We start from the raw sequence: 21,449 nt of genomic DNA, 5'->3' as shown, positions 1-21,449 counted from the left end.
AGGTTTCTGAACGGGCCGGGCGGAAACCTGTTCGTCTCAAGTCGCCGCAGCCATGTCCTCCAGCTGTTGAGGCGTGACGCTGGCGGTGGCCTGCCGTTCCGTGATCGTCAGTTGGCCGCGACGCGTGCTCAAGAACGTCAGGATCCACGAGACCAATGTCGTGGTCCTGCTTTTGAAGTCCACCAGGTACACCAAGTGCAGGAACAGCCAGGCCAACCAGGCGACGAACCCGCCGAACTCGATCGGGCCGACCTTGGCCACCGCTGAGCACCGCGACACCGTGGCCATCGATCCTTTGTCGAAGTAGGTGAACGGCTTCCGTTCTGCGCGGTCGGCGTCCTTGAGTTCCGTCTTGATCACTCTCGCCACGTACCTGGCGCCCTGGATCGCGCCCTGGGCCATGCCGGGCACGCCTTCCACGCAGGCCATGTCGCCGATCACGAACACGTTCGAATAGCCCGGAATCGACAAATCCGGCAGCACCTTGACGCGGCCGGCACGGTCGATCTCAGCCGCGGACTGGTCGGCGATGTCTTGGCCCAACGGGCTGGCCGATACGCCCGCCGACCACACCTTGCATTGCGATTCGATGCGCCGGACGGTCCCGTCAGCATCCTTCACCGTCAAGCCATCGCGATCGACGTCGACGACGACCGTGCCCAGCTGAATGTCGACGCCCATTTTCTGCAGCCGGTCCTGTGCCTTCCTGCCGAGTTTGGGTCCCATCGGTCGGAGCACCGCATCCCCGGCGTCCAGCAGGATCACCCGCGCCGTGGCGGAGTCGATGTTGCGGAAGGAGCCTTTCAGCGTCTCGCGGGCCAGTTCGGCGATCTGGCCCGCCATCTCCACACCCGTCGGACCGCCACCCACGACGGTGAAGGTCAACAGCTTCTGCCGGTGCGCCGGATCGCTGGAGAGCTCCGCCTGCTCGAACGCCCCGAGGATGCGGCCGCGCAACTCCAGCGCGTCGTCGATGGTCTTCATGCCGGGCGCGAACTCGGCGAAATGGTCGTTGCCGAAATAGGATTGGCCCGCCCCCGCCGCGACGATCAATGTGTCGTAGTCGCACGTGTAGCGACGGCCGAGGACCTCGGAAATGACTTGGCGGCCTTCGAGATCGATGTGCAACACGTCGCCCAGCAACACCTTGGCGTTCTTCTGCCTGCGCAGGATCACCCGGGTGGCGGGGGCGATTTCGCCCTCCGAGATGATGCCGGTCGCCACTTGGTACAGCAGTGGCTGGAACAGGTGGTGCTGGGTGCGGGCGATCATCGTGACGTCGACGGCAGCGCGCTTGAGCGCCTTGACGGCGGTGAGCCCGCCGAACCCGGAGCCGATCACGACAACGCGATGCCGTTGTTCCACCGCCACATCACTTCCTTCGCTACTTTCTTCGGTCGCCATCTCGCGTTGCACTCGCTCGGCACGGCTTGCGCGCCACGCAACAAGCCGGTCGCTCGGACGGGGTTCGTGCGTGTGTCAATAATCGAGACTCCTGGCAAAAGACGCATCGCCGCTGGCACCCATACCCGCTTCCGGAAAACCCCCAGCGGGGACTACGGCTGGCGCGAACCCATCGGTGTGCGGCTGACGCGGGTATCCGCCGCGCGAATGGATCCCGCCGTGGCGGTTGACGTGAGCGCCGCTGGGTATAGGCACCTGCATGACCCCGCGTCCGGAGACACCGGATGCCATCCGGCCCGAGACCGCCGAGTCCTTCGACGCCGTGGTATCCGTGTGGGACGAGCCGCTGCGTTGTGCAAGCGCGTACGGGTGTGAGCGGCCGGCGAGCTGGCTAGCGTTGCGGCACCGGCCCTGCGGTGGTCATCAGCCGGTGTGCACCGTCCACTACCGCAAGTGGGTGCGGGCTTCTCTGCTCAGGATCGCCCGCTCGGGCCGAATGCGGTGCATCTATTGCGGGCAGAATTTCAAGACCGTCAAACAGTGCATGCGTTTCCGGCCCCTGTGAGCCGTTGATCCGGCGGCTGACTCACAGCGGCGGCACGGCCGCCGGCCGAAGGCCGGCCGCGGCCCTGCGGGGCCGGCTGAGCACCCGCTGCGGCCACCAGAACCACGGGCCCAGCAGCCGGGCGAGCGGCATCACCAGGCACAGCCGCATGACGAACATGTCGAAAACCAGTCCGATCGCGATCGTCGACCCCGCCTGCCCGATGTTCTTCACGTCGCTGGAAAGCAGCGCCAGCATCGTCCCGGCGAGGACCAGGGCCGCAGTGACCGCCACACTCAGCGAGCCCGCTATCGCGCGGATCATGCCCGTCTGAATGCCGGCGTCCAGCTCTTCCCGGTACCGCGAGAGCAGCAGCAGGTTGTAGTCGCAACCCACCCCCACCAGCACGATGAACGCGATGGGGACGTTCAGCCAATGCAGCTGTGTGCCGAGCAGCGTCTCCCAGATCAGCGACGCCAATCCCAACGACCCGGCGAAGGAAAGCACGACGACGACCAGGACCAGGATGGAGCCGACGAGTGCCCGGGTGATGACCAAGACGATGACGAACACCAGCCCGAAGGTCGCCAGCATCATGAGGATGAGGTCGTTGTGCGAGAAGTCCTCCACGTCGCGGTAGGTCGGCGAGGCGCCCGCCATGTCCAATTTGGCGTTCGAGAGCGCCGTCTGCTTGATGGCTTCATGGGCGGCGGCTGATGCGTTCCTCGACTGCTGGATTCCCGCCGGGCTCATCGCCTCGCCCTCATGGAAAACCAGGAAGCGGGCGCCCTTGCCGTCCGGTGTCATGAAGAAATCGAGACCGACCTTGAAGTTCTCCGTCTGAAGCGACTCGGGCGGCAGGAAGAAAAAGTCGTCGTTCTTGGCGTTGTCGAATGCCTGTGCCATGTCGATCATCGGATGAATCATGACTTCCATCTGCGGGATCATCGCGTGCAGCGTGCTTTGCGTGCTCAGCGTCAGCGACTGCATCGCCCGCATTTCCTTGACCATCGTTCCCATGTGTTCGGCCATGGCCTGCATCTCGGGCACCATTTGCGGAGTGACCGAGTCGATGATGGCGAGCCCCTTCACCAAATCGCCGAGCTGTTCGCTCACCTGGTCGACGTTGTCAACCGTTTCGCTGAGCGACCGAAGGGTCCAACAGATCGGAATGTCATAGCAGTGCCTCTCCCAATAGAGGTAGCTGCGCATGGGACGGAAGAAGTCGTCGACGTTGGCGAGGTTGTCGCGCACCTCGTCGGTGATGGCGCGCATTCGCTCGGTGGCCTCGCGCGACATGTGGGTGCCGGCGGTCAACTGCTCGGTGAGGTCCGCCAGTCTGCGGGTGAGCTGCTCCAGAGTGTTCGTTTCCTCGATGAGCTTGCCCATGTGGTCTGCCGTCGTGTCGATGTCGGCGACCCGATCCTTGAAGAAGGCGAGGTTCTCGCCGATCTTCGTTCCCACCGACCCCATGGAGTAGGGAAGTGAAGCGTGTTCCAGGGGCCGGCCGTTCGGCCGGGTGATGCCCTGCACCATGGAGATGCCGGGAACCCGCAGGATGGTCTTGGCGATCCGGTCCAGGGAGATCAGGTCGGTCGTGTTGCGCATGTCGTGGTCCGAGTGCACGTAGACGGTGTCGACGGACAGCTGGCTCGGCGGGAAGTGCCGGTCAGAGGCCGCGTACCCCCGGACCGACTCGACCGTGTCGGGCGCGAAGTCCCGGTCGTTGTAGCTGACCTTGTACGTGGCCAGATTCATGAGGCACAGCGGAACGACGAGCAGGGCGACGAAGATGAACGCGGCCGGCCACCGGGTGATCGCGGTCCCGAGCCGGCGCCACATCGGGCTCGTCGAGCTGATCCGCTGCAACCACTTGATGCGGCCCCCCAGCGCGAGCATCGCGGGACCCAGGGTGAGCGCGGCGACGACCGCCACGACCATCCCCACGAAGCAGGGCGGCCCAAGGGTGCGGAAATAGTTGAGTTTCGTCAGGCTGAGGCACAGCGTCGATCCGGAGATCGCCATGCCCGATCCGAGGATGACGTGCGAGGTGTTGGCGACCGATTCGTAGTAGGCGGACTCCTTGTCGTGGCCCGCCCGGCGCGCCTCGTTGTAGCGGCCGATGAAAAAGATGCCGTAGTCGGTGGCCACGCCCAAAACCAAGGCGACGAGCATGTTCATCGCGAACGACGAGATCCCCAGGACGTGCAGCCCGACGAGGAACGAGACGACGCCCCGGGCCGTCGCCAGGATCAGGAGCACACCCACCAGCGGTATGAGGGCTCGTGCCACCGAGCGGTAGGCGAGCAGCAGCATGATGATGATGACGATCACCGACACGATCGTGAGCGTGAACATGCTGGCGTCGGCGGCGTCGAGCGTGTCGGTGTTGAGCGCGGCCGGTCCCGTCACATAGGTGTTGAGGCCCTGCGGTTTCGGAACCTTGGCCACGATGTCCCGGATGGCGTCGATCGACCGGCTCGAGGTGGCGTCACCGGTGTCACCCGTCGGGCGGACCGTGAGGGTGGCGGCCTCGGCGTCGGCGCTCTGCTGTCCCGACTTCGTGACCGGCTTGCCCCAGAGGTCCAGCAGTGACTGCACGTGCTGTTTGTCGTTGCGCAGGCGGCGCACCACCTCGTCATAGAACTGGCGGTCCTGGTCGCCGAGCTTGCGGCCCTGGGTCTCGAAAAGAATGACGACCGCGCTGGTGTAGTCGGATTCCTTGAACGCGCTGCCCTGCACGAGCGCGGCCTGCGACGACGGCGAATCGCGGGGGACCAGAGCCTTGGCGTTGGCCTTGGTGTTCTCCTCGATGGAGGGCACGAACACGTTCACCACGACGCCCAGCAGCACCCAGAACACCACGATCGGCACCGCGAACTGCCGGCACAGTCTGGCGAGGAGGGGTCGCTTGACCGGTTTGTCGGCCGGGACCGGTTCTTCGGTCTCGATGGCCCCGGTGGGTGCCTCGTCGTTCATGCCGCGGTCACCGTGCATGCGACGGCGGCGTTTTGGTGGGACACCACGTGCTCGTCACGGACCTTGCCGTCGACGAGGATGCGGCATCCGGCCGAGTCCCCGTCCACCTGCATGACGAGGCTCAGCGTCGCCGAGGGCGACATCGTCGTCTCGGAAACCGACCAGGGCAGTGCGGCGAGCCTGACCTCGACCGGCTGGCTGTCGAGGTTCGCGTAGACCACCTTGCCACCCTCACCAAGCGTGCCGAACGCCTCGTAGGTGACGTTTTTGGGGTTGATCTGCACGACCGTGGCCGGGATCGCGCTGGTGGTGGGCGGATGGCTGATGTTCTCGTTGTTGCCCCGAATGGTATGGACGCCATACGCGACGACCAAGAGCACGACACCTATCACGGTGGGCCGCCAGAGCTTGTCGAGGACGCTTCCGGCGCCACGTGTCTTCATTCTCGCGTTCACGTCGATACCCTCCGGACGATCGGCGCAGTAATCGAGGCAAGCGAATGTGAAATTGTGTGCATAAGTAAACCGCTAAAAAGCAGTGAACGCCATACAGATTGGTGGCTGAATTTCACGCCGTTGACTGGATGTGTTTAGGCGAGACGCCGAGTCATCGCGAATCCGGGGCCCCACGGCCTCATCCGGCAATGATGGGCGCCGGCGCCTGCGTCAGGCCCCTGTGGGTGGCGTAGCGATCTGCCGTGCTGCAACCACCACCCGATGGCGACGAATCGTCAACGCGAACGGCTCCGCAAGCGACGAAACTGACTGTCGGGCAACCCAGACTGACGATTCCTCAGCCGCGTCCCGGATACCTGCTAGCAGGGTATAGCGATTGCCGTCAGCGGCAACGACAGGCTCTCGCGCCGGCGGCATGCTTGGTGGCGAATGCGGTGCGCCCGAGCGTGCGCTGCCAAAAGCCTTGTCGTCAAACCCTTTCAGGGAAGGAGCATCACGGGTGTCCATCGAGTTTGTTCTAGGAGTGACCAATGACTGACCAACTGATCGGCTCGCACAACGCTCATAGTGGCCTGCACAGCGAGCAGGGCGCCCTGCCGGGTGAGCACTCGGGCCGCTCGGCCAACCCGGTGATCAAGGTCCACGACGTCATCTGGCTGGAATTCGAGAAGCCGGACCTGAAGACGGCCGAGGCGTTCGCGCTGGCATTCGGGTACAGCGTCGTGCTGCGCACCGAGGACGAGCTGCACCTGCGGGGCAGCGACGCGGGCGCGCCGTGCGTGTTGATCCGCCAAGGTTCGCGTTCGCGGTTCATCGGCCCGGCCTTCGTCGCCGCCGACCACTCCGATTTGCTGCGGTTGGCCGATGCCACCGGCACCACGGTGCGCGCGCTTCCGGAGAACCTGGGCGGGGTGACCGTCGACCTGGTCGACCCCAGCGGGATCCCGCTGCGGGTGGTGTCGGGCGTGCACGAGCTACCCGAGCTGCCGTCGCAGAGACCGCACGTGTTCAACTTCGGTCCCAGCCACCAGACCGTGCGGGCGAACGTGACGCAGCGCCCGCCGCGGGTACCCGCCCGTGTGCAGCGGCTCGGGCACATCGTGCTGCAGACGCCGAAGTACATCGAGGCGCTGAACTGGTACCTGGACCACCTCGGGCTGATCGTCAGCGACTTCTGCTACTACCCCGGCCAGCGCGAGCGCGGACCGGTCATGAGCTTCATCCGCTGCGACCGCGGCTCCGTGCCGGCCGACCACCACACGCTGGCGATGGCGCTGGGCCCGACCCGGCGCTACGTGCACTCGGCGTACCAGGTCGCCGACCTCGACGCGCTGGCCGCCGGCGGCGAATACCTGCGGGAGCAAGGGTATTTCCGCTCCTGGGGCATCGGCCGCCACATCCAGGGCAGCCAGCTCTTCGACTACTGGCGCGACCCGGAGGGTGGTTTCCTGGTCGAGCATTACGCCGACGGCGACATGTTCGACAACACCCTGGAGCCGGGCTGGGCGCCGTTGACGGCCTCGGGCCTGTACCAGTGGGGGCCGCCGCCGAGCAAGGACTTCCTGGGCGTCGGCAGCGCGGGCGAAACCGCACGCGAGGTCGCTCTGATGCTCGACGCGCTGCGCCACGACAACGAGTTCGACCTGTCCGCGCTGCGCGGCCTGTTCAACGTCGCCAATTCCTGAAACCCACCACCCAATCGAAAAGTGAGGATCCTCAAATGACCGTCTCGATCCTGCGCACCGCCGACGCGTGGTGGGTGCAGACCCCCAACGGCGCGGCGCGCATCCGCACCGACGCGGCAACCACGGCCCAGCTGCTGGGCGACCGCCGCGCCATCGACGAGGCCGCCGGTTCCACCGACACCGTGCCGGTGGCCAACCTCGCGCTGGTCTCGCCGGTCACCACGCCCTGCCGGCTGGTGGCCCAGGCCACCAACTACGCCTCGCACGTCCGCGACGTCGGTCGCGACCCGGCCAAGACGCCGCTGACCTTCTTCCGCAAGGCCTCCGGTTCGGTCACAGGGCCGTTCGGCGACATCGTCAAGCCCGCCCACGTGAAGCTGCTCGACTACGAGCTGGAGATCGGTCTGCTGATCGGCCGCGAGATCCCGGTGGGCACCGAGGTGACCGAGGCCAACCTGGCCGAGTTCGTCCACGGGCTGGTCGTGACCAACGACGTGTCGGCGCGCGACGTGCAGCTGACCAAACAGCAGTTCTTCGAGTCGAAGTCGTACCCGACGTTCACCCCGGTCGGGCCGGCGCTGGTGCTGGTCGACGCCGACGAGCTCAAGCGCTTCGGCGACCTGCGGCTGCAGTTGCGGGTCAACGGTGAGCTGCGCCAGAACATGGTGGTGGAGGGCGACATGCTCTACTCGCCCGTCCAGGCGCTGCAGACGCTGGCCAGGTTCCAGAAGGTGGAAGCCGGCGACCTGATCCTCACCGGCACCCCGGTCGGCACCGCGCTCACCGCGCGGGGCGTCGAGAACCCGCACCAGATGGATCTGATGACGTTCCTCGCCGACCAGGCGAAGAACCCCAACTACCTGCACCACGGGGACGTCGTGGAGGCCACGGTGGCCACCGACGACGGCGCCCTCGACCTCGGCACGCAACGCAACAAGGTGGTTTACGCATGAACGCACACTCGAACGGCGCTGCGGCGTCCCTGCCGGACTTCGTGCCGGTGATCATCGTCGGCGCCGGCCCGACCGGCATCACCGCGGCCACGCTGCTGGGTCAGTACGGCATCCCGACTCTCGTGCTCGACCGGCACGAAACCGTCTACCCGCTGCCGCGGGCGGTGCACGCCGACGACGAGATCTACCGGATCCTGGCGCGCCTCGGCGTGGGCGACGAGTTCGCCGCCCACCGTCGGCCCGCACACGGTCTTCGCCTGCTGGACAAGGAGTTTGGGGTGCTGGCGGAGCTCAAGCGCAGCACCGAGCCCAGCGCCAACGGCTACCCGCAGATGAACATGTTCGACCAGCCGGAGCTGGAAGCGATGATGCGCACCAACCTCAAGCGCTACCCGCACGTCATGCTGCACGGTGACGTCGAGGTCACCAGCGTCACCCAGAACAAGCACGGCAAGGTGCGGGTCAGCTTCCTGGACCGGGTGCGTGGCGGCCAGCACTCCGTCGACGCCAGCTACGTGCTGGGCTGCGACGGCGCCAACAGCATCGTCCGGGCGTCGATCGGCTCGCACATGTACGGGCTGCCGTTCCAGCAGGAGTGGATCGTGATCGACGTCGACACCGATGCCGATCTCGACCAGTGGGAGGGCTGCCACCAGCTGTGCAGCCTGGAGCGGGCCGGCACCTACATGCGGGTCGGCGAAACCCGGTACCGCTGGGAGTTCCGGCTTCTCGACGGGGAGAGCGCGGCGGACTACCAAACCATCGAGCAGATCGAGCCGTTGATCAAGCCGTGGCTGGGCGACACGCCCGCGGAGCAGTTGCGCCTCGTCCGCGTCACCGCCTACACCTTCCGCGCACAGGTCGCCAGCAGCTGGCGCGACCGCAACGTGTTCGTGCTCGGCGACGCCGCCCACCTCACGCCGCCGTTCGTCGGCCAGGGCATGGCGGCCGGTCTGCGCGACGCGCTGAACCTGACCTGGAAAGTGGCTGGGGTGCTGAGCAATTCGCTGCCCGAAAGCGTGCTGGACACCTACGAGCAGGAGCGCAAGGCCCACGCGGCCGCCATGATCATGATGGCCGTGTCGGTCGGCGCGGCGATGACGGGCGGCGGCACGCTCGGCGACCTCGTCCGCAAGGTGGTGTTCCCGCGACTGCAGAACCTGCGCCTGCCGGGCACCCGCACCAGCGCCGCCGACGGCGTTGCGCCCGGCCTGCACCGGTCGGAGATGGTCGTCAAGTCCCGCGTGCCCGGGGGATTGGCCGGAACGCTGTGCCCCAACCCGGTGCTGCGCGACGGCCAGCGCCTCGACCAGATCGTCGGCAACCGCTTCGCGCTCGTCACGTCGGCGTGGTTGAGCCCCGCGCAACTGAAGGAGCTCGACGTACGAGGGGCCGTCGTGGTCCCCGTCTCGCGTGAGAGCCAACTCGGCCGCTGGCTGCGGGCAGGCCGGGCGTCGGCCGCCATCGTGCGGCCCGACGGCGCGGTCATGCAGGCCGGCAAGGACATTCGGGCGCTGTGCGACGCTGTGCCGTCGTTCTCCGTTGGCGCTGCCGCGGAAGCCGAAAGCGAGCGCCGATGACCGAGCTGCTGGTGCTCAACGATGGCAAGCAGGAGATGCAGGCGGTGTCGCTGGACGGCACCCGGGTTCGGACCCTGATCACCGGACTCGACGAGAGGCCCGACGGAATCGTCGTCGATCGGGCCCGCGGTCACATCTACTGGACGAACATGGGCGCCCCCGATCCGGGGGGCGACCCACGTTCGGAGGTTGCCTACGCCCGCAACGGATCGCTGGAGCGCGCGGATCTCGACGGCACCAACCGCGTCACGATCGTGCCGCGCGGCGCCTTCACCACGGGCAAGCAGCTCGCCGCCGATTGGCAAGCGGGCATGCTGTATTGGTGCGACCGTGAGGGCATGCAGGTCCTGACCTGCAACCTCGACGGGAGCGGCCTGCGGCCGCTGGTGGTGACCGGGGTAGGCGACGAGGACGCGCAAACGATCGCCAATCACTGCGTCGGCATCGCCGTCGACCTCGACCGGCGCCTGCTGTACTGGACGCAAAAGGGTGCGCCAAAGGCGGGTGAGGGCAGGATCTTTCGTGCCGGCCTCGACCTGCCCGCCAGCGCCGACCCTCGGCACCGCGACGACGTCGAGCTGCTGTGGAAGGATCTGCCCGAGCCGATCGACCTGCACCTGTTCGGCGCTACCACGCTGGTGTGGACCGACCGCGGCGCCGAACCAGGCGGCAACACCCTCAATCGCGCGGCGGTGCAGCCGACGATCGGTGCGCCCGAAATCCTTTCGCGCGGGTACCACGAGGCGATCGGTGTTGCGGCCCTGTCCGATTCGGAGTTCTACGTCGGTGATCTCGGGGGCAGCATCCGGTACATCAATCTCGACAGCGGCGTCGACAAGGAACTCGTGCACCTGGGTTTCGGCCTCACGGGCCTGGCGATCGCCGACCTCTGAACCGGTAGCGGTGTCGTGTGTCGGAGGTGGTAAAGATGAGCGCCTGGGTGGACCTGTGGCACAACGTCACTCCGGGGCAGGGCACGCTGTTGGGCGGCGCGTTCGTCGTCCTGGCGGGCATCATCGCGTTCGGCACGGGTTCACTGGACCGGAGGTCTCAGCACAAGCGCTTCCACTACGAGGAGATGAAAACGCTGTACGCCGAGGCTCTACGGATCGGCCGGGACCTGGAGATACTCAAGGCGCTCCCGCCCGAAGCGCGCCGAGAGGTGTTGGCCGAGAAAGCCGAAGCGATCGACAGGGTGATCAGCGAGCTCGCGCTGACCGGCAACTACAAGACCGCCGACCTTGCGATCGCATACGCCTACCAGCAGTCGGTTCAGTTGGGCGAGTGGGTGAGGCAGATCGAGGCTGACGAGGGACTGACGGGCCGGCTCGACATGTGGTTGGACAACATGCCCGAGGATCAACGCGAGGCCTTGAAGGCGTACGAGAACATCAAGATCAACCGACGGGACGTCGTCCAGGCTGCGCGCAAGGAACTGGGTTTGTACGTGCCGGTGCTGTCACGCTATCGGCGGGCGCTGCGCGATTCCATCACGGCGCAGCAGTTTCCGCTGAATTGACTCCGGGTGCCGCAACCCGTCACGCGGCCTCCAGAGTGACCGGAAGCGATTGGTGCCGGCGGATGATGTTGTTGAGGGCCCAGGTGGGTCGGCCAGTGACGTGGATGCGCTGGACGCGGTCGATCAACGCACGCAGCATGGCGGCCGTCTCCAGGCGGGCCAGCGCTTGGCCGGCACACGCGTGTGCGCCGTTGCCGAAGCCGAGGTGTCGCCCGGCATCGCGGCGAATGTCGAAGGTGTCCGGGTCCTTCCACTCGCGTTCGTCGCGGTTGGCCGAGGCGTACATGACGAGGACGCGCGATCCCGCCGGAATGAGCACACCGGCGATCTCGGTGTCGCGCCGGACCAGCCGGGCAAAGGCGCGCAGCGGCGATTCGTAACGCACGATCTCGTTGACCGCGTTGGGAATCAGCCCAGGGTTGTCCCTGAGGAGTTGCCACTGCTCGGGGTGACTGGCGAAGAGGTACACCGCGTTTGAGATGGCGCTGATGGTGGTGTCGAGCGAAGGCGCGATGTAGTCGATCATCAGCGCCGTGCACTGCTCGCGGCTCACGGTTCCCGCGTCGACCGAGGCGAGTAGCTCGTCGACGATGCTGCCCTCGAGGACGGTGCGGCTGCGGACGACGCGGCGAGCGAATCGCAACATCTGCAGGCTGCGCGGGAAGGACATGACGGCTTGCCGATTGAGCGGGCCGAGCATGTCGAATGTGGCGCCGCCCCAGTCGATCAGTGGCCCCCGTTCGTCGCGGGGCCAACCGACCAGATCGGGCACCACGGCCAGCGGCAATGCGGACGCGAGGTCCGCGACCGCGTCCACCGTCCGGCGGCCGAGAGCGGTGTCGACGATGGCGGCCGCCTGATCATCGATTGTGCCGGCGAGGTCGCGCAACGCGCGCGGAAGTAGCCGGTGCGCAACCAGTTTGCGCCGTCTGTCGTGCTCCGCGCCGTCGCTGTTGAGCGTGGTGCCTCGCGACAACCGATTGCTGATCGGATTGAGCGCCACGCCGTTGCCCGAGATGAACGTCGCGTCATCCCGCAGCGCGGCCTTGCACTCGGCGTAGCGGGGCAGCGCGTAGGCGCCGTGCCGGCGCAGCCAAACCACCGATCCGAGCCGGCGCAGCCGGCCGTAGTGCGGGTACGGGTCGAGCACCGCGGTCCGCGTGTACAGGTTCGCCCGGTAGACCGCGACGTCTTGCGGGACCCTCCGCATCACGTGGCCCTCGTGGCACGCCCGCCGCGTGCGTGCGGTCCGCGTGAGGGGGCCGGCGCGTCGAGGCGGGCCGGCGGCAGGTCGCGCGGCCACCGACCGCGGGCGGTGCAACAGCACACGGTCGAGGAGGCCAGGTTCGTCATGCCGCCCACCAGCGTCCTTTCTGATTAGTGACGATATCGTCACATACGAGCATATCGTCAGTCAACCGCTTGGCTCGAGCTGTTCCCGCGGATTGCCGGCGATTGCGCCGGGGTCCGGACGTGGTGATGTACAGCTACCCGGGGGCGACTGCGGCGGCCAGCAGGGACGACATGTCGGCCGTCGCGGGCGATGCTGAAGTGGCAACTGCCGGGGCGGCCAGGTTGGACCTTCGCCCGGCAACCCGCCGAAATGGCGGCCAAAGCGTGTGTGGGACAGTCTCTTCGGACGCAGCGGCCGGTGTGGACGGAAACGACCGAGAAGGGCAGGTATTCGCCGATGTTGACCGTACTGCTGGCGCTGCTGCTGTTGATCACCCTTGCGTGGGCCCTGCATGACAGTCGCACTGTCGTCGAGCGGCACAAGGGAGTGCCGCGGCGATGACCGGCGCGCCCAGCCCGCTCGTGGCCCGCTTCATCCGCCGGTACAACTCCGCCTACGCCGTCGGCGTTGCCCAGGCGCCCGCACGTGTGACGGCCTCATCCATGGGCACCGCTAGCGGCGTGGAATCACCGAAATAGCCTGGGCCCGAGCCGGTCTGAGCCGTTTGGCGCGGACCTGCTGTCGCGCTATCCGATGTACCTCTGACGCGGAAGCATACTGGGCCGCATCAACGACCGCAGGGTCGTGCCGTCGGCCGCCATCGACCTGCCCCGGGCGGCGCCCCCTGCCGCCAAGGTCGCCGGGGCGCCCGCCAGGCTGACCGGCGGGGCCATATCCCCGAGGTCGGTTTCGCTGACGAGGTTGACCGGCAACGCTTTCGGCGAACCGGAAGCCGTGGACGTAAGCGTGCCCCAACTCTGCGGCACGGAGAGCGCACCGAGGCCGGCCGCCCGACCCATCCCGGCGGACACCGAGCCGGCCAGCTCGGCGGGGCCGAACGCGGAGCCCACCGATCCGAGGGTGCTCGCCACCCTGCCCAGCCCGGCGCTCACGTCGGTCAATGCCGCCACCGTTGAGTCGGCGGCGCTCGTGCCGGAACTGGAAGCCAAGGAGGCCGCCGACAAGATGATCGAAGGGATCGTCGCGAACGCGCTGATGCCGGAGTTGATGTGATCCGGCGAGAGCGCATTGTTGATGTCGTCGGCGATCAGCTGGACGATCGTGTCGATCGACGGCAGCGTCAAGCTTCCGGTGGAATTGGTGGCCGCGGCGCTTTGCGTGCCCACACCGGCCGGGTTGGTGTTCTGTTGCGGCGCGGTGAACGGCGTGAGCGTCGCCGCGGCGGCCGACGACCCGGCATATGCGTACATGGCTGCGGCGTCCTGAGCCCACATCTCGGCATACTCGGCCTCCGTCGCCATGATGGCCGCGCTGTTGGCGCCCAGAAAGTTGGTCGCAACCAGCGTCGCCAACTGCGCGCGGTTGGCCGCGATGAGCGGCGGTGGGACCACGGCAGCGAACGCCGCCTCGAACGCCGCCGCGGCGGCGTGAGCCTGGTTGGCCGATTGCTCCGCCTGCGATGCGGCCGTGCTCAGCCACGTCAAGTACGTCGCGGCGGCGGCGGCCATCGAGGCCGATGCCGGACCCTGCCAGCCGTCGGAGGTCAGTCCGGACACCACCGCGGCGTACGAGGAGGCCGCCGAGTACAGGTCCGCGGCCAGCTTTTCCCAAGCGGTCGCGGCGGCCAACATCGACCCTGGGCCAGGGCCGGAATACATCCTGCCGCTGTTGATTTCCGGTGGGAGCGCTCCGAAGTCCATTTTCCGAGCGGCTTTCAGTGGGCGCCGGCCGCGTTGGCGGCCTCGGTTGCCGCATAAGAACCGGCGGAGGCATGCAAGGTGGCCACGAACAGTTGATGCATGGCGGCGGCCTGCGCACCGACCTCCTGGTACATCGCGCCGTGCGCGGTGAACGCTGCCGCGGTCAGTGCCGACACTTCGTCGGCGGCGGCCGGAACGATTCCCGTGGTGGGCTCCGCCACAGCCGAATTCGAAGCGGTCATCGCCGACCCGATTGCCGCCAGCTGTCCTGCGGCATCCGTCAGCGCTTCGGGTCGTGTGGTGACGAACGACATTTGCTTCTCCCGGTGCCGATTGGTGACGCTGCCCCGTCGGCCGACGCATCAGTGCGTAACCGAACCCGGCAGCCGAGCCCCACACGTAGCATTGCCGAGGCCGGGCGAGATGTCGTCGGCGCTAGCGCCCCCTTTGACTTCTGGCTAGCTGCAATCACTTTGACTTGGCGAGCAGTCGATCCCCGCGAGCTCCGCTGCGGCGCCGAGTGGTTCAGCTCGCATACCTTCCTGCGGGCCGGGTATCGCGATTCCGGTTGCCGGTAACGACATCAGCGGCACCTCGCGTCATGCTGAGGGGCAACAGTCCGTTACGGGCGTTGGGAGGAATCATGTCGATTGATGACGGCGGCCTGGGCGGGCGTCTTCGGCTGTACGAGCGCGCGGCGCTCGATCCGGGCCAGCGGGAGGTCTTCGACTGGCTGACGAAAGTGGCGGTGCCATGGGCGGAGTCCGCGAAGTTCCGGGCGGGCACCGATACGGGCCGGCTGATCGGTCCGTTCAACCCGGCCCTGCTGACCCCGGCCATCTCGTCCGCGTTCCTCGAGTTGGCGGTCACGGAGCAGACGAACACCTCGCTGAGCAAGCGCTGCAGGGAGGTCATCATCCTGTCGGTCGGCGCGGTGTGGCGGGCACCCTATGAGCTGTACGCGCATTGCGCGGTCGCCTTGCAGGCCGGGCTCCCCGATAAGGCGGTGCGCACACTGGCCGACGGCGGACTTCCGGAAGATCTGACCAAGGACGAGGCCGTCGCCCACCGTGTCGCCCGCGCACTGTCGGTCGAGCACCGGCTCGACGACGCGCTATACCGTGAGGCGGAGGCAACGCTCGGCCCGGCAGGCGTCATGGAGGCCGCCGTCCTGACCGGCATCTACCACACCGTGTGCGCGGTCCTCAACGCCTTCGAGATACCCGCACCGGCCTGATCGTTCGAGGGCGCGCACGCCTACCTGCCAGCGGGTAGCAGCGGTTGAAGCCCGCCTCGTGACCGCCGGTGACGAGGCCAGGCGTCGCATCGAACGCAACCTGCACGACGGGGCGCAGCAGCGCCTCGTGACCTTGCGGCTGCGCCTTCAGTCCCTGCAGGCCTCCCTGCCCGCCGACGGCCGGGTGCAACTCGAGATCGCCGAGCTCGCCGACGAAGTCGCGGCGGCGAGCGAGGAACTGCGTCAGCTCTCCCGCGGCATCCATCCGGCCGTGCTGTCCAATGCGGGCCTCGGCCCCGCACTGCGTGTCTTGAGTCGCCGTTTCGCCATGCCCGTCGAGCTACGCGTCGACGTCGCGCGGCGACTGCCCAAGTCCGTCGAGGTCGCGGTGTATTACGTTGTCGCCGAGGCGCTCACCAACGCCGCCAAACACGCACACCCGTCAATGGTCACCATCACCGTGGAGGCCGACGACGCGCGGGTGCGGCTGTGGGTATCTGACGACGGCATCGGTGGTGCCGATCCGCAAGGATCCGGGCTGATCGGGCTCAGGGACCGGGTGGAGGCACTGGGCGGCCGGTTGGATGTCACCAGCTGCCACGGCGAGGGCACTACGCTCGCGGCCGAAATTCCCTGTGCGCCGGCCTGAGCGGGCAGCGCGCAGCTCGCTATTACCGACCCTGGTCGGTGCCGAGGGTGACCCGCGCCGTCATCGGCAGACCCGAACTGTGCACGAACGCGAGCGTGACCTCAGCCCCGGGTTCCCTGGATTGCACGGCGGCCACCAGGGTGGCCCCGCTGTCGATGATCTGGTCATCGACCTTGGTGAGGACCGCGTCAACCGTCAATCCGGCCGCCGCACCGGGGCTTCCGGCGTCCACTCCGGTGATCCGGGCGCCGCGGACGCCGGCGTCGCCGGTGGCCTGTACGCCCAGCCAGCCATGCGATGCCCGCCCGGTTGCGGCCAGTTCGGCGGCGATGCGGGTGGCATGGTCGACGGGAATCGCATAGTTGAGGCCGATCGATCCGTGGGCCGTGATGCCCGCGCCCTCCGCGCCGGGCAGCACCGCCTCGGCCGCGTTGATGCCGACCAGCGCGCCGTTCATGTCGACGAGCGCACCACCGGAATTACCGGGATTGATGGCGGCGTCGGTTTGGATGGCGTAATACGCGCTCAGCGGGCGGTCCGGGTCAATTGCCGGACGTATCAACCGATTCAGCGCGCTGACGATGCCCGCGGTGACGGTGCCGCGCAGCCCGAGTGGAGACCCCACCGCCGCCACGGGCTGACCGACGCGCAGCTTCGCCGACGAGCCGACAGAGATCGGCGTGAGCCCTGACACGTCCCGAGCCCGCCCGATCGCAATGTCGCTCTTCGGGTCGGTGGCGATCAGGTCGAACGCCGCGGTGCGGCCGTCGTTGAGGGTCACCGCGGTGCCCGCCGGCGGCCGACGGCCGTCGCCGATCGGCACCAGGACGTGGTTGTTGGTCATGATCAGCCCGTCGGCGGTGAGGATCACCCCGGAACCGAGCTGAGAGCGGTTGCCGTCGTTGACTTCGAGCGTCACCACGCTGGGCAACACCTTCGCGGCCACCTCCTCGACCGAGAACGCGCCGGAAGAATAAGGCCCGGGCAAGGTCATCGCGGAGCTGTAGTCCTGCGACGACCTTCCGACCGCGAGCGGGTGGGCGAGCAACGCAACGGCGGCGACGATGGTCGCGACAAACAGCGCGACCTCCACCCCACGCAGGATCAACAACCCGCCGCGCGCCAGCCGCTTCCGGCGCGCAGACACCCGGACCGCCCGGTGCGACGGGTGCCGGCCGGATGTCGGCATGAGGCAGTAGCAGCCGTCGCCAAAGGACATGAGTACTTTTCCTCACCTCGAATGCGTCGAAGCCCTTGGGGTGCAACGACATCGGTTCCGCGCTTGGCGCGCTGTGGAACCGCTCATGTCCAGGATCGCAGCTGCGGGCGTGGCTGTCGTTACCGCCACCGGCCATTCGGCTACCGCGCTAGCGGGTATCTAGCCGGCCAGCCCCAGGGCGTCGCGGATCGCGGCACCGGACAGGGCCGACTTGGGAATGAACGCCAAAGCCGGGCTGGCGGAGACCAACTCGGCGAAGTCCTCTTCGGCGTGGGTGGAGATCAAGATGGTCGGCACCTCGGCGCCCAACCCGTTGCTGTGCAGCTTTTCGACGAGGTCGAATCCGCTCTCCTCACCCAGGTCGATATCGACGAGCGTGACGTCGGGCTGCAGGTGCCTGACACACTGCAGCCCCTCGGCGGAGGACGTCGCCACCGCCACCACGTTGATCCCCTGATGCTCCAGCAACCGGGTCGCCGCATCGAGGAAGTCGCGGTTGTCATCGACGATGACGCACCGCGTCCGCTCATCAAGTGTCACGGCTTCAGTGTGGAGTAGTGGTCATCCGACCGCATGGAGGCTAGCAGGAAATTAACGGCGAATCGGGAAGGATTCGGCGCTCCGGCTGTGGCGCGCGAGCACGCCCATACCGGCTACCCGGGTGACGCGGAGTGCGGCTGACCGGAAGCCCCGACGGTTGCCAGCGGTGCAGACGCGGCTCAGCCCGGGCGGAATCGTAAGCCGTGGAGCCGACCGGCCCCGTACCCGCCGCGACACGAGAGGCGCATCATGACCCTGCCAGCGGAATTGCCTGCCGAAGCGGACCCCACGGCCGGGTTCGAACGCCAAGTCACACCCCTGCTCGGTGACCTCCATCGGCAGGCGATGCGGATGACCCGCCACCACGCCGACGCGGAGGATCTCGTTCAGGACACGATGGCGAAGGCCTTCGCCGCCTTCGACTCCTTCCGGCCGGAGAGCAACATCTCCGCATGGCTATACCGCATTCTGGTCAACACCCACATCAGCAATTGCCGCAAGACACAGCGGCGCCCGGCGCAGCATCTCTCGGAGGGGATCACGGACCTGCACTTCCGGGTGAGCGCCGCCCACTCCGGCGTGGGCCTGCCCTCGGCGGAAGATCAGGCCCTCAAACGCTTCGGCGACCACGATCTCGTCGCTGCCATGCGATCCCTGCCCGAGCAGTTCCGCACCACCGTGTACTACGCGGATGTCGAGGGCATGCCGTGCAAGGAGATCGCCGCGGTGATGGACACACCGATCGGGACGGTGGTGTCGCGCCTCCATCGGGGACGCCGCCGGCTACGCCTGCTGCTGGCCCAGCACCGCCAGGGCGAAAACTATGACCGCTCAGAGGATCTGGCGCGCACAGCGTGATACCCGGCCGCGTCAGCGCGAATCCAGGAACGTGATGACGGCGCGGACGCGGCGATGATCGTCGTCGGTCTCCGGCAGGCCGAGCTTGGTGAGGATGCTGCGGACGTGCTTTTCGACCGTGCCCTCCGTCACCCACAGCCGCCGCGCGATGCCGGCGTTGGAACGGCCCTCGGCCATCAACTCCAGCACCTCGAGTTCGCGCGGCGACAACGCCGACAGGGGATCGTCGCGCCGCCGCCCGGACACCAATTCCTGGACCACGGCCGGGTCGACCACCGACGCACCCTTCGCGATGCGCTGCAACGTGTCGACGAAATCCGCGACGTCGGTCACGCGACTCTTGAGCAGGTAGCCGATGCCGCGGCCGCTGGCCAGCAGTTCCATCGCGTGCTCGACGTCCACGTGTGCCGACAGCACCAGGATCCCGGTGTCCGGGAGTTCCTCGTGGATCACCCGGGCGGCCTCGAGGCCCTCGGTGGTGTGGGTGGGCGGCATCCGGATGTCCACCACCACGATGTCGGGGTGAGTGTCACGCACGAGCGGCAGCAGCTCAACCGCGGTGCCGACCTGGCCGACGACATCGAACCCCGAGCGGTCCAGCAGGCTGGCCAAACCCTCCCGCAACAGGGTCTCGTCGTCGGCCACCACCGCGCGCAGCGCGACAGGAGCCGCGCCCGCCTCGGCGGAGCTTGTTTCCGTCGTCAACGCCTCGTCCTCCAGGCTCACCCGCTTTGAGCAACAATCTTGCACCGCGCGGTACCCGTTTTCCAGCTTTTCCCGTGCGGGTCGGCGCGACAAACAGCCTCGTGAAATGCACGATCGGACCGTCCGGGCACGGTTGGGCTACGTTGGTTTCGTCGTTGGTTTCGTCGGAGCGAGCCCGCAAAAGGAGCAGCGATGAACGCGCCCAGTCCAGACGCCATCCGCGCAGAAACGATCACGATCACCGGCCACGGCGGCGACGAGATCGAGGCCTACCGGGCCATGCCGCTCGCCGCGGGATCGCGCGGCGGAATCGTGTGGATCCACCACATGCCCGGCTACGACCGGGAAACCAAGGAGTTCGTCCGTCGGCTCGCCGTCACCGGCTATCACGCGGTGGCCCCCAACCTGTATTCGCGGGAGGCCCCGGGCGCTGCGCCCGATGACGCGGCGGCCACCGTGCGGGCCGCCGGCGGCGTGCCCGACGAGCGGCTGGTCGGCGACGTCGCGGGCGCGGTCGAGCACCTGCGATCCCTGCCCGGCGCGAACGGGAAGTTCGGGGTCATCGGGCACTGCTCGGGCGGAAGGCACGCATTCCTGGCCGCCTGCTCGCTGCCGTTCGACGCCGCGGTGGACTGCTACGGCGCCTTCATCGTGGAGGACCTGCCCGAGGGCATGCCGAAGGCGATGCAACCGATCCTGCATCTGGCGGCCAAACTGAGCTGCCCGATGCTGGGGCTGTTCGGGGCCGACGACCGGTTCCCCGCGCCACCCGCCGTGGCCGCCCTGGACGCCGAGCTGACCAGATTCGACAAGCCACACGAGTTCGTCTCGTATGACGGCGCGGGCCACTCGTTCTTCTCCGTGGACCGGCCGGCGTATCGGCCCGAGGCGGCGGTGGACGGCTGGCGGCGCATCGACGATTTCTTCGCGACCCACCTGAAAGGCTAGGTGTGCCAAAGCATGTGCACTTACCTCACCGAACACGCGCTGATCGACGGCAGCGGTAAGGGCGCGACGGGCTGGTTCGGCGCCAGCCGCGCGACCGTATACGTCGACCACCCCGTGCATGCGCCGTACGGCCACACGGTCAACATCGACGTGATCAACCCCGAGCTGGGCCCGTCGGCGCGGGTCGCCCTGGAACTCACCGAGGAGAGCGCGCTTGCGCTGGCCGACGCCATCCACCGCGCGATCGCCAACGCGCCGGCCGGGCTGGCGTCCAAGGACCAGGCGTGACCGCCCAACCCGACTACCCGCCCATGGCCGCCGCCCGCGGACGCGTCGAGCCCGCGCCGCGCCGGGTCCGCGGCTACCTCGGACACCAGCTGGTCTTCGACACCATCGCGGCCCGCTACGTTTGGGAATTGCCTTACTACCCGGCGTATTACGTTCCGCTGGCCGATGTGCGCACGGAATTCCTCCGCGATGAGAACCACCCGCAGAAGGTGCAGTTCGGTGCGTCGCGGCTGCACTCCCTGGTCGGCGACGGCCGGACCTTCCCCTCGGCGGCGCGGGTCTTCGACGCCGGCACCGACAGCCCCGTGGCGGGCACCGTGCGGTTCGAGTGGGATCCGTTGCGGTGGTTCGAGGAGGACGAGCCGATCTACGGCCACCCGCGCAACCCGTACTCGCGGGTCGACGCCCTGCGCTCCCACCGCCATGTCCGGGTCGAGCTCGACGGAATCGTGTTGGCCGACACCACATCGCCGGTGCTGTTATTCGAAACCGGGCTGCCCACAAGGTATTACATAGATCCGACCGACGTCGCATTCGAGCACCTGGAACCCAGCACGACCCAGACGCTGTGCCCGTACAAGGGGGTGACGTCGGGCTGCTGGTCGGTGCGCGCGGGCGACATCACGCATCCGGACCTGGCGTGGACCTATCACTATCCGTTGCCGGCGGTCGCGCCCATCGCGGGCCTGGTGGCCTTCTACAACGAAAAGCTCGACATCAGCGTCGACGGCGTCGCCCCGCCCCGGCCGCGCACCCAGTTCAGCTAGCAGAC

General features: G+C 67.6%; 20 protein-coding genes. 11 read left to right on the top strand and 9 right to left on the bottom strand.

What is annotated here, in order from left to right; genetic code table 11:
• Positions 1-36: 36 nt before the first annotated feature.
• From A5696_RS09735 to A5696_RS09725, 3 genes are all read right to left on the bottom strand, one after another.
• Positions 37-1,404 (bottom strand): NAD(P)/FAD-dependent oxidoreductase, encoded by a 1,368-nt coding sequence (locus A5696_RS09735; RefSeq protein ID WP_067877076.1) that lies wholly within the window; start codon positions 1,402-1,404, stop codon positions 37-39.
• Positions 1,405-1,990: 586 nt separating this feature from the next.
• Positions 1,991-4,945: an RND family transporter gene (locus A5696_RS09730; RefSeq protein WP_067877055.1), complete on the bottom strand. Its 2,955-nt coding sequence runs from the start codon at positions 4,943-4,945 to the stop codon at positions 1,991-1,993.
• Positions 4,924-5,370, bottom strand: coding sequence for an MmpS family transport accessory protein (locus A5696_RS09725; protein ID WP_082968975.1), 447 nt, complete (start codon positions 5,368-5,370; stop codon positions 4,924-4,926). Before A5696_RS09725 ends, A5696_RS09730 begins: the two co-directional genes overlap by 22 nt.
• 542 nt (positions 5,371-5,912) lie before the next feature.
• Here A5696_RS09725 and A5696_RS09720 point away from each other — a divergent pair.
• The 5 genes from A5696_RS09720 to A5696_RS09700 are packed head-to-tail and all read left to right on the top strand — an operon-like array spanning position 5,913 to position 11,119.
• On the top strand, positions 5,913-7,067 hold the full coding sequence (locus tag A5696_RS09720; protein ID WP_067877049.1) for a VOC family protein: 1,155 nt from the start codon (positions 5,913-5,915) through the stop codon (positions 7,065-7,067).
• Between the two features lie 35 nt (positions 7,068-7,102).
• Entirely contained in the window at positions 7,103-8,020 is a 918-nt protein-coding gene (locus A5696_RS09715) for a fumarylacetoacetate hydrolase family protein (protein WP_067877046.1), read from the top strand.
• A complete protein-coding gene (locus tag A5696_RS09710; protein ID WP_067877045.1) occupies positions 8,017-9,600 on the top strand; it encodes a bifunctional 3-(3-hydroxy-phenyl)propionate/3-hydroxycinnamic acid hydroxylase in 1,584 nt (527 codons plus the stop codon). The genes A5696_RS09715 and A5696_RS09710 overlap by 4 nt, the downstream gene beginning before the upstream one ends.
• Positions 9,597-10,493 carry a hypothetical protein gene (locus tag A5696_RS09705; RefSeq protein ID WP_067877042.1) on the top strand — a complete coding sequence of 299 codons (897 nt, stop codon included), beginning with the start codon at positions 9,597-9,599 and terminating at the stop codon, positions 10,491-10,493. Before A5696_RS09710 ends, A5696_RS09705 begins: the two co-directional genes overlap by 4 nt.
• Before the next feature lie 35 nt (positions 10,494-10,528).
• Positions 10,529-11,119: a hypothetical protein gene (locus tag A5696_RS09700; RefSeq protein WP_156738318.1), complete on the top strand. Its 591-nt coding sequence runs from the start codon at positions 10,529-10,531 to the stop codon at positions 11,117-11,119.
• A gap of 19 nt (positions 11,120-11,138) precedes the next feature.
• Here the strand turns inward: A5696_RS09700 and A5696_RS09695 are convergent, their stop codons facing one another.
• The 3 genes from A5696_RS09695 to A5696_RS09685 form a co-directional block, all read right to left on the bottom strand.
• Positions 11,139-12,329, bottom strand: a complete 1,191-nt coding sequence (locus A5696_RS09695) for a cytochrome P450 (protein WP_067877036.1) — start codon at positions 12,327-12,329, stop codon at positions 11,139-11,141.
• A gap of 770 nt (positions 12,330-13,099) precedes the next feature.
• Positions 13,100-14,164 carry a PPE family protein gene (locus tag A5696_RS09690; protein WP_231964278.1) on the bottom strand — a complete coding sequence of 355 codons (1,065 nt, stop codon included), beginning with the start codon at positions 14,162-14,164 and terminating at the stop codon, positions 13,100-13,102.
• An 83-nt stretch (positions 14,165-14,247) separates the two neighbouring features.
• The gene (locus tag A5696_RS09685) at positions 14,248-14,547 is read right to left on the bottom strand and encodes a PE family protein (protein WP_067877032.1); all 300 of its coding nucleotides are present in this window, start codon (positions 14,545-14,547) and stop codon (positions 14,248-14,250) included.
• A 329-nt stretch (positions 14,548-14,876) separates the two neighbouring features.
• Between A5696_RS09685 and A5696_RS09680 the strand changes: the two genes are divergently transcribed.
• On the top strand, positions 14,877-15,470 hold the full coding sequence (locus A5696_RS09680) for a carboxymuconolactone decarboxylase family protein (protein WP_067877028.1): 594 nt from the start codon (positions 14,877-14,879) through the stop codon (positions 15,468-15,470).
• Positions 15,471-15,528: 58 nt separating this feature from the next.
• Complete coding sequence (locus tag A5696_RS09675) at positions 15,529-16,119, top strand: sensor histidine kinase (RefSeq protein ID WP_067877025.1); 591 nt, start codon at positions 15,529-15,531, stop codon at positions 16,117-16,119.
• A gap of 22 nt (positions 16,120-16,141) precedes the next feature.
• Here the strand turns inward: A5696_RS09675 and A5696_RS09670 are convergent, their stop codons facing one another.
• Together A5696_RS09670 and A5696_RS09665 are read right to left on the bottom strand one after the other, a co-directional pair.
• Positions 16,142-17,338 carry a S1C family serine protease gene (locus A5696_RS09670; protein WP_067877021.1) on the bottom strand — a complete coding sequence of 399 codons (1,197 nt, stop codon included), beginning with the start codon at positions 17,336-17,338 and terminating at the stop codon, positions 16,142-16,144.
• 159 nt (positions 17,339-17,497) lie between these two features.
• Entirely contained in the window at positions 17,498-17,878 is a 381-nt protein-coding gene (locus A5696_RS09665; RefSeq protein ID WP_067877018.1) for a response regulator, read from the bottom strand.
• A gap of 249 nt (positions 17,879-18,127) precedes the next feature.
• Between A5696_RS09665 and A5696_RS09660 the strand changes: the two genes are divergently transcribed.
• Positions 18,128-18,736, top strand: a complete 609-nt coding sequence (locus A5696_RS09660) for a sigma-70 family RNA polymerase sigma factor (RefSeq protein ID WP_067877015.1) — start codon at positions 18,128-18,130, stop codon at positions 18,734-18,736.
• A gap of 12 nt (positions 18,737-18,748) precedes the next feature.
• Here A5696_RS09660 and A5696_RS09655 read toward each other — a convergent pair whose 3' ends face one another.
• On the bottom strand, positions 18,749-19,393 hold the full coding sequence (locus tag A5696_RS09655; RefSeq protein WP_082968977.1) for a response regulator transcription factor: 645 nt from the start codon (positions 19,391-19,393) through the stop codon (positions 18,749-18,751).
• Between the two features lie 240 nt (positions 19,394-19,633).
• Between A5696_RS09655 and A5696_RS09650 the strand changes: the two genes are divergently transcribed.
• The 3 genes from A5696_RS09650 to A5696_RS09640 are packed head-to-tail and all read left to right on the top strand — an operon-like array spanning position 19,634 to position 21,444.
• Entirely contained in the window at positions 19,634-20,389 is a 756-nt protein-coding gene (locus tag A5696_RS09650; RefSeq protein ID WP_067877012.1) for a dienelactone hydrolase family protein, read from the top strand.
• Positions 20,390-20,401: 12 nt separating this feature from the next.
• Complete coding sequence (locus tag A5696_RS09645; RefSeq protein ID WP_067877070.1) at positions 20,402-20,677, top strand: DUF6295 family protein; 276 nt, start codon at positions 20,402-20,404, stop codon at positions 20,675-20,677.
• Between the two features lie 23 nt (positions 20,678-20,700).
• Positions 20,701-21,444 carry a DUF427 domain-containing protein gene (locus A5696_RS09640; RefSeq protein WP_067877067.1) on the top strand — a complete coding sequence of 248 codons (744 nt, stop codon included), beginning with the start codon at positions 20,701-20,703 and terminating at the stop codon, positions 21,442-21,444.
• Positions 21,445-21,449: the final 5 nt, after the last annotated feature.

Origin of the sequence: Mycobacterium sp. E2699 (genome assembly GCF_001666745.1) — a bacterium.
In the GTDB taxonomy this organism is placed as follows: domain Bacteria; phylum Actinomycetota; class Actinomycetes; order Mycobacteriales; family Mycobacteriaceae; genus Mycobacterium.
Note: the sequence above shows the minus strand (reverse complement) of the source record. Positions and strands in the feature narration are given on the sequence as shown.

What these genes read in the sequence shown, in the direction of transcription:
- A5696_RS09690 (WP_231964278.1), bottom strand. Translation starts at nt 14,164, where the DNA reads ATGTTGGCCGCCGCGACCGCTTGGGAAAAGCTGGCCGCGGACCTGTAC.
- A5696_RS09700 (WP_156738318.1), top strand. Translation starts at nt 10,529, where the DNA reads ATGAGCGCCTGGGTGGACCTGTGGCACAACGTCACTCCGGGGCAGGGC.
- A5696_RS09735 (WP_067877076.1), bottom strand. Translation starts at nt 1,404, where the DNA reads ATGGCGACCGAAGAAAGTAGCGAAGGAAGTGATGTGGCGGTGGAACAA.
- A5696_RS09650 (WP_067877012.1), top strand. Translation starts at nt 19,634, where the DNA reads ATGAACGCGCCCAGTCCAGACGCCATCCGCGCAGAAACGATCACGATC.
- A5696_RS09705 (WP_067877042.1), top strand. Translation starts at nt 9,597, where the DNA reads ATGACCGAGCTGCTGGTGCTCAACGATGGCAAGCAGGAGATGCAGGCG.
- A5696_RS09685 (WP_067877032.1), bottom strand. Translation starts at nt 14,547, where the DNA reads ATGTCGTTCGTCACCACACGACCCGAAGCGCTGACGGATGCCGCAGGA.
- A5696_RS09640 (WP_067877067.1), top strand. Translation starts at nt 20,701, where the DNA reads ATGGCCGCCGCCCGCGGACGCGTCGAGCCCGCGCCGCGCCGGGTCCGC.
- A5696_RS09645 (WP_067877070.1), top strand. Translation starts at nt 20,402, where the DNA reads ATGTGCACTTACCTCACCGAACACGCGCTGATCGACGGCAGCGGTAAG.
- A5696_RS09720 (WP_067877049.1), top strand. Translation starts at nt 5,913, where the DNA reads ATGACTGACCAACTGATCGGCTCGCACAACGCTCATAGTGGCCTGCAC.
- A5696_RS09670 (WP_067877021.1), bottom strand. Translation starts at nt 17,338, where the DNA reads ATGTCCTTTGGCGACGGCTGCTACTGCCTCATGCCGACATCCGGCCGG.
- A5696_RS09660 (WP_067877015.1), top strand. Translation starts at nt 18,128, where the DNA reads ATGACCCTGCCAGCGGAATTGCCTGCCGAAGCGGACCCCACGGCCGGG.
- A5696_RS09730 (WP_067877055.1), bottom strand. Translation starts at nt 4,945, where the DNA reads ATGCACGGTGACCGCGGCATGAACGACGAGGCACCCACCGGGGCCATC.
- A5696_RS09725 (WP_082968975.1), bottom strand. Translation starts at nt 5,370, where the DNA reads ATGAAGACACGTGGCGCCGGAAGCGTCCTCGACAAGCTCTGGCGGCCC.
- A5696_RS09715 (WP_067877046.1), top strand. Translation starts at nt 7,103, where the DNA reads ATGACCGTCTCGATCCTGCGCACCGCCGACGCGTGGTGGGTGCAGACC.
- A5696_RS09710 (WP_067877045.1), top strand. Translation starts at nt 8,017, where the DNA reads ATGAACGCACACTCGAACGGCGCTGCGGCGTCCCTGCCGGACTTCGTG.
- A5696_RS09680 (WP_067877028.1), top strand. Translation starts at nt 14,877, where the DNA reads ATGTCGATTGATGACGGCGGCCTGGGCGGGCGTCTTCGGCTGTACGAG.
- A5696_RS09695 (WP_067877036.1), bottom strand. Translation starts at nt 12,329, where the DNA reads ATGCGGAGGGTCCCGCAAGACGTCGCGGTCTACCGGGCGAACCTGTAC.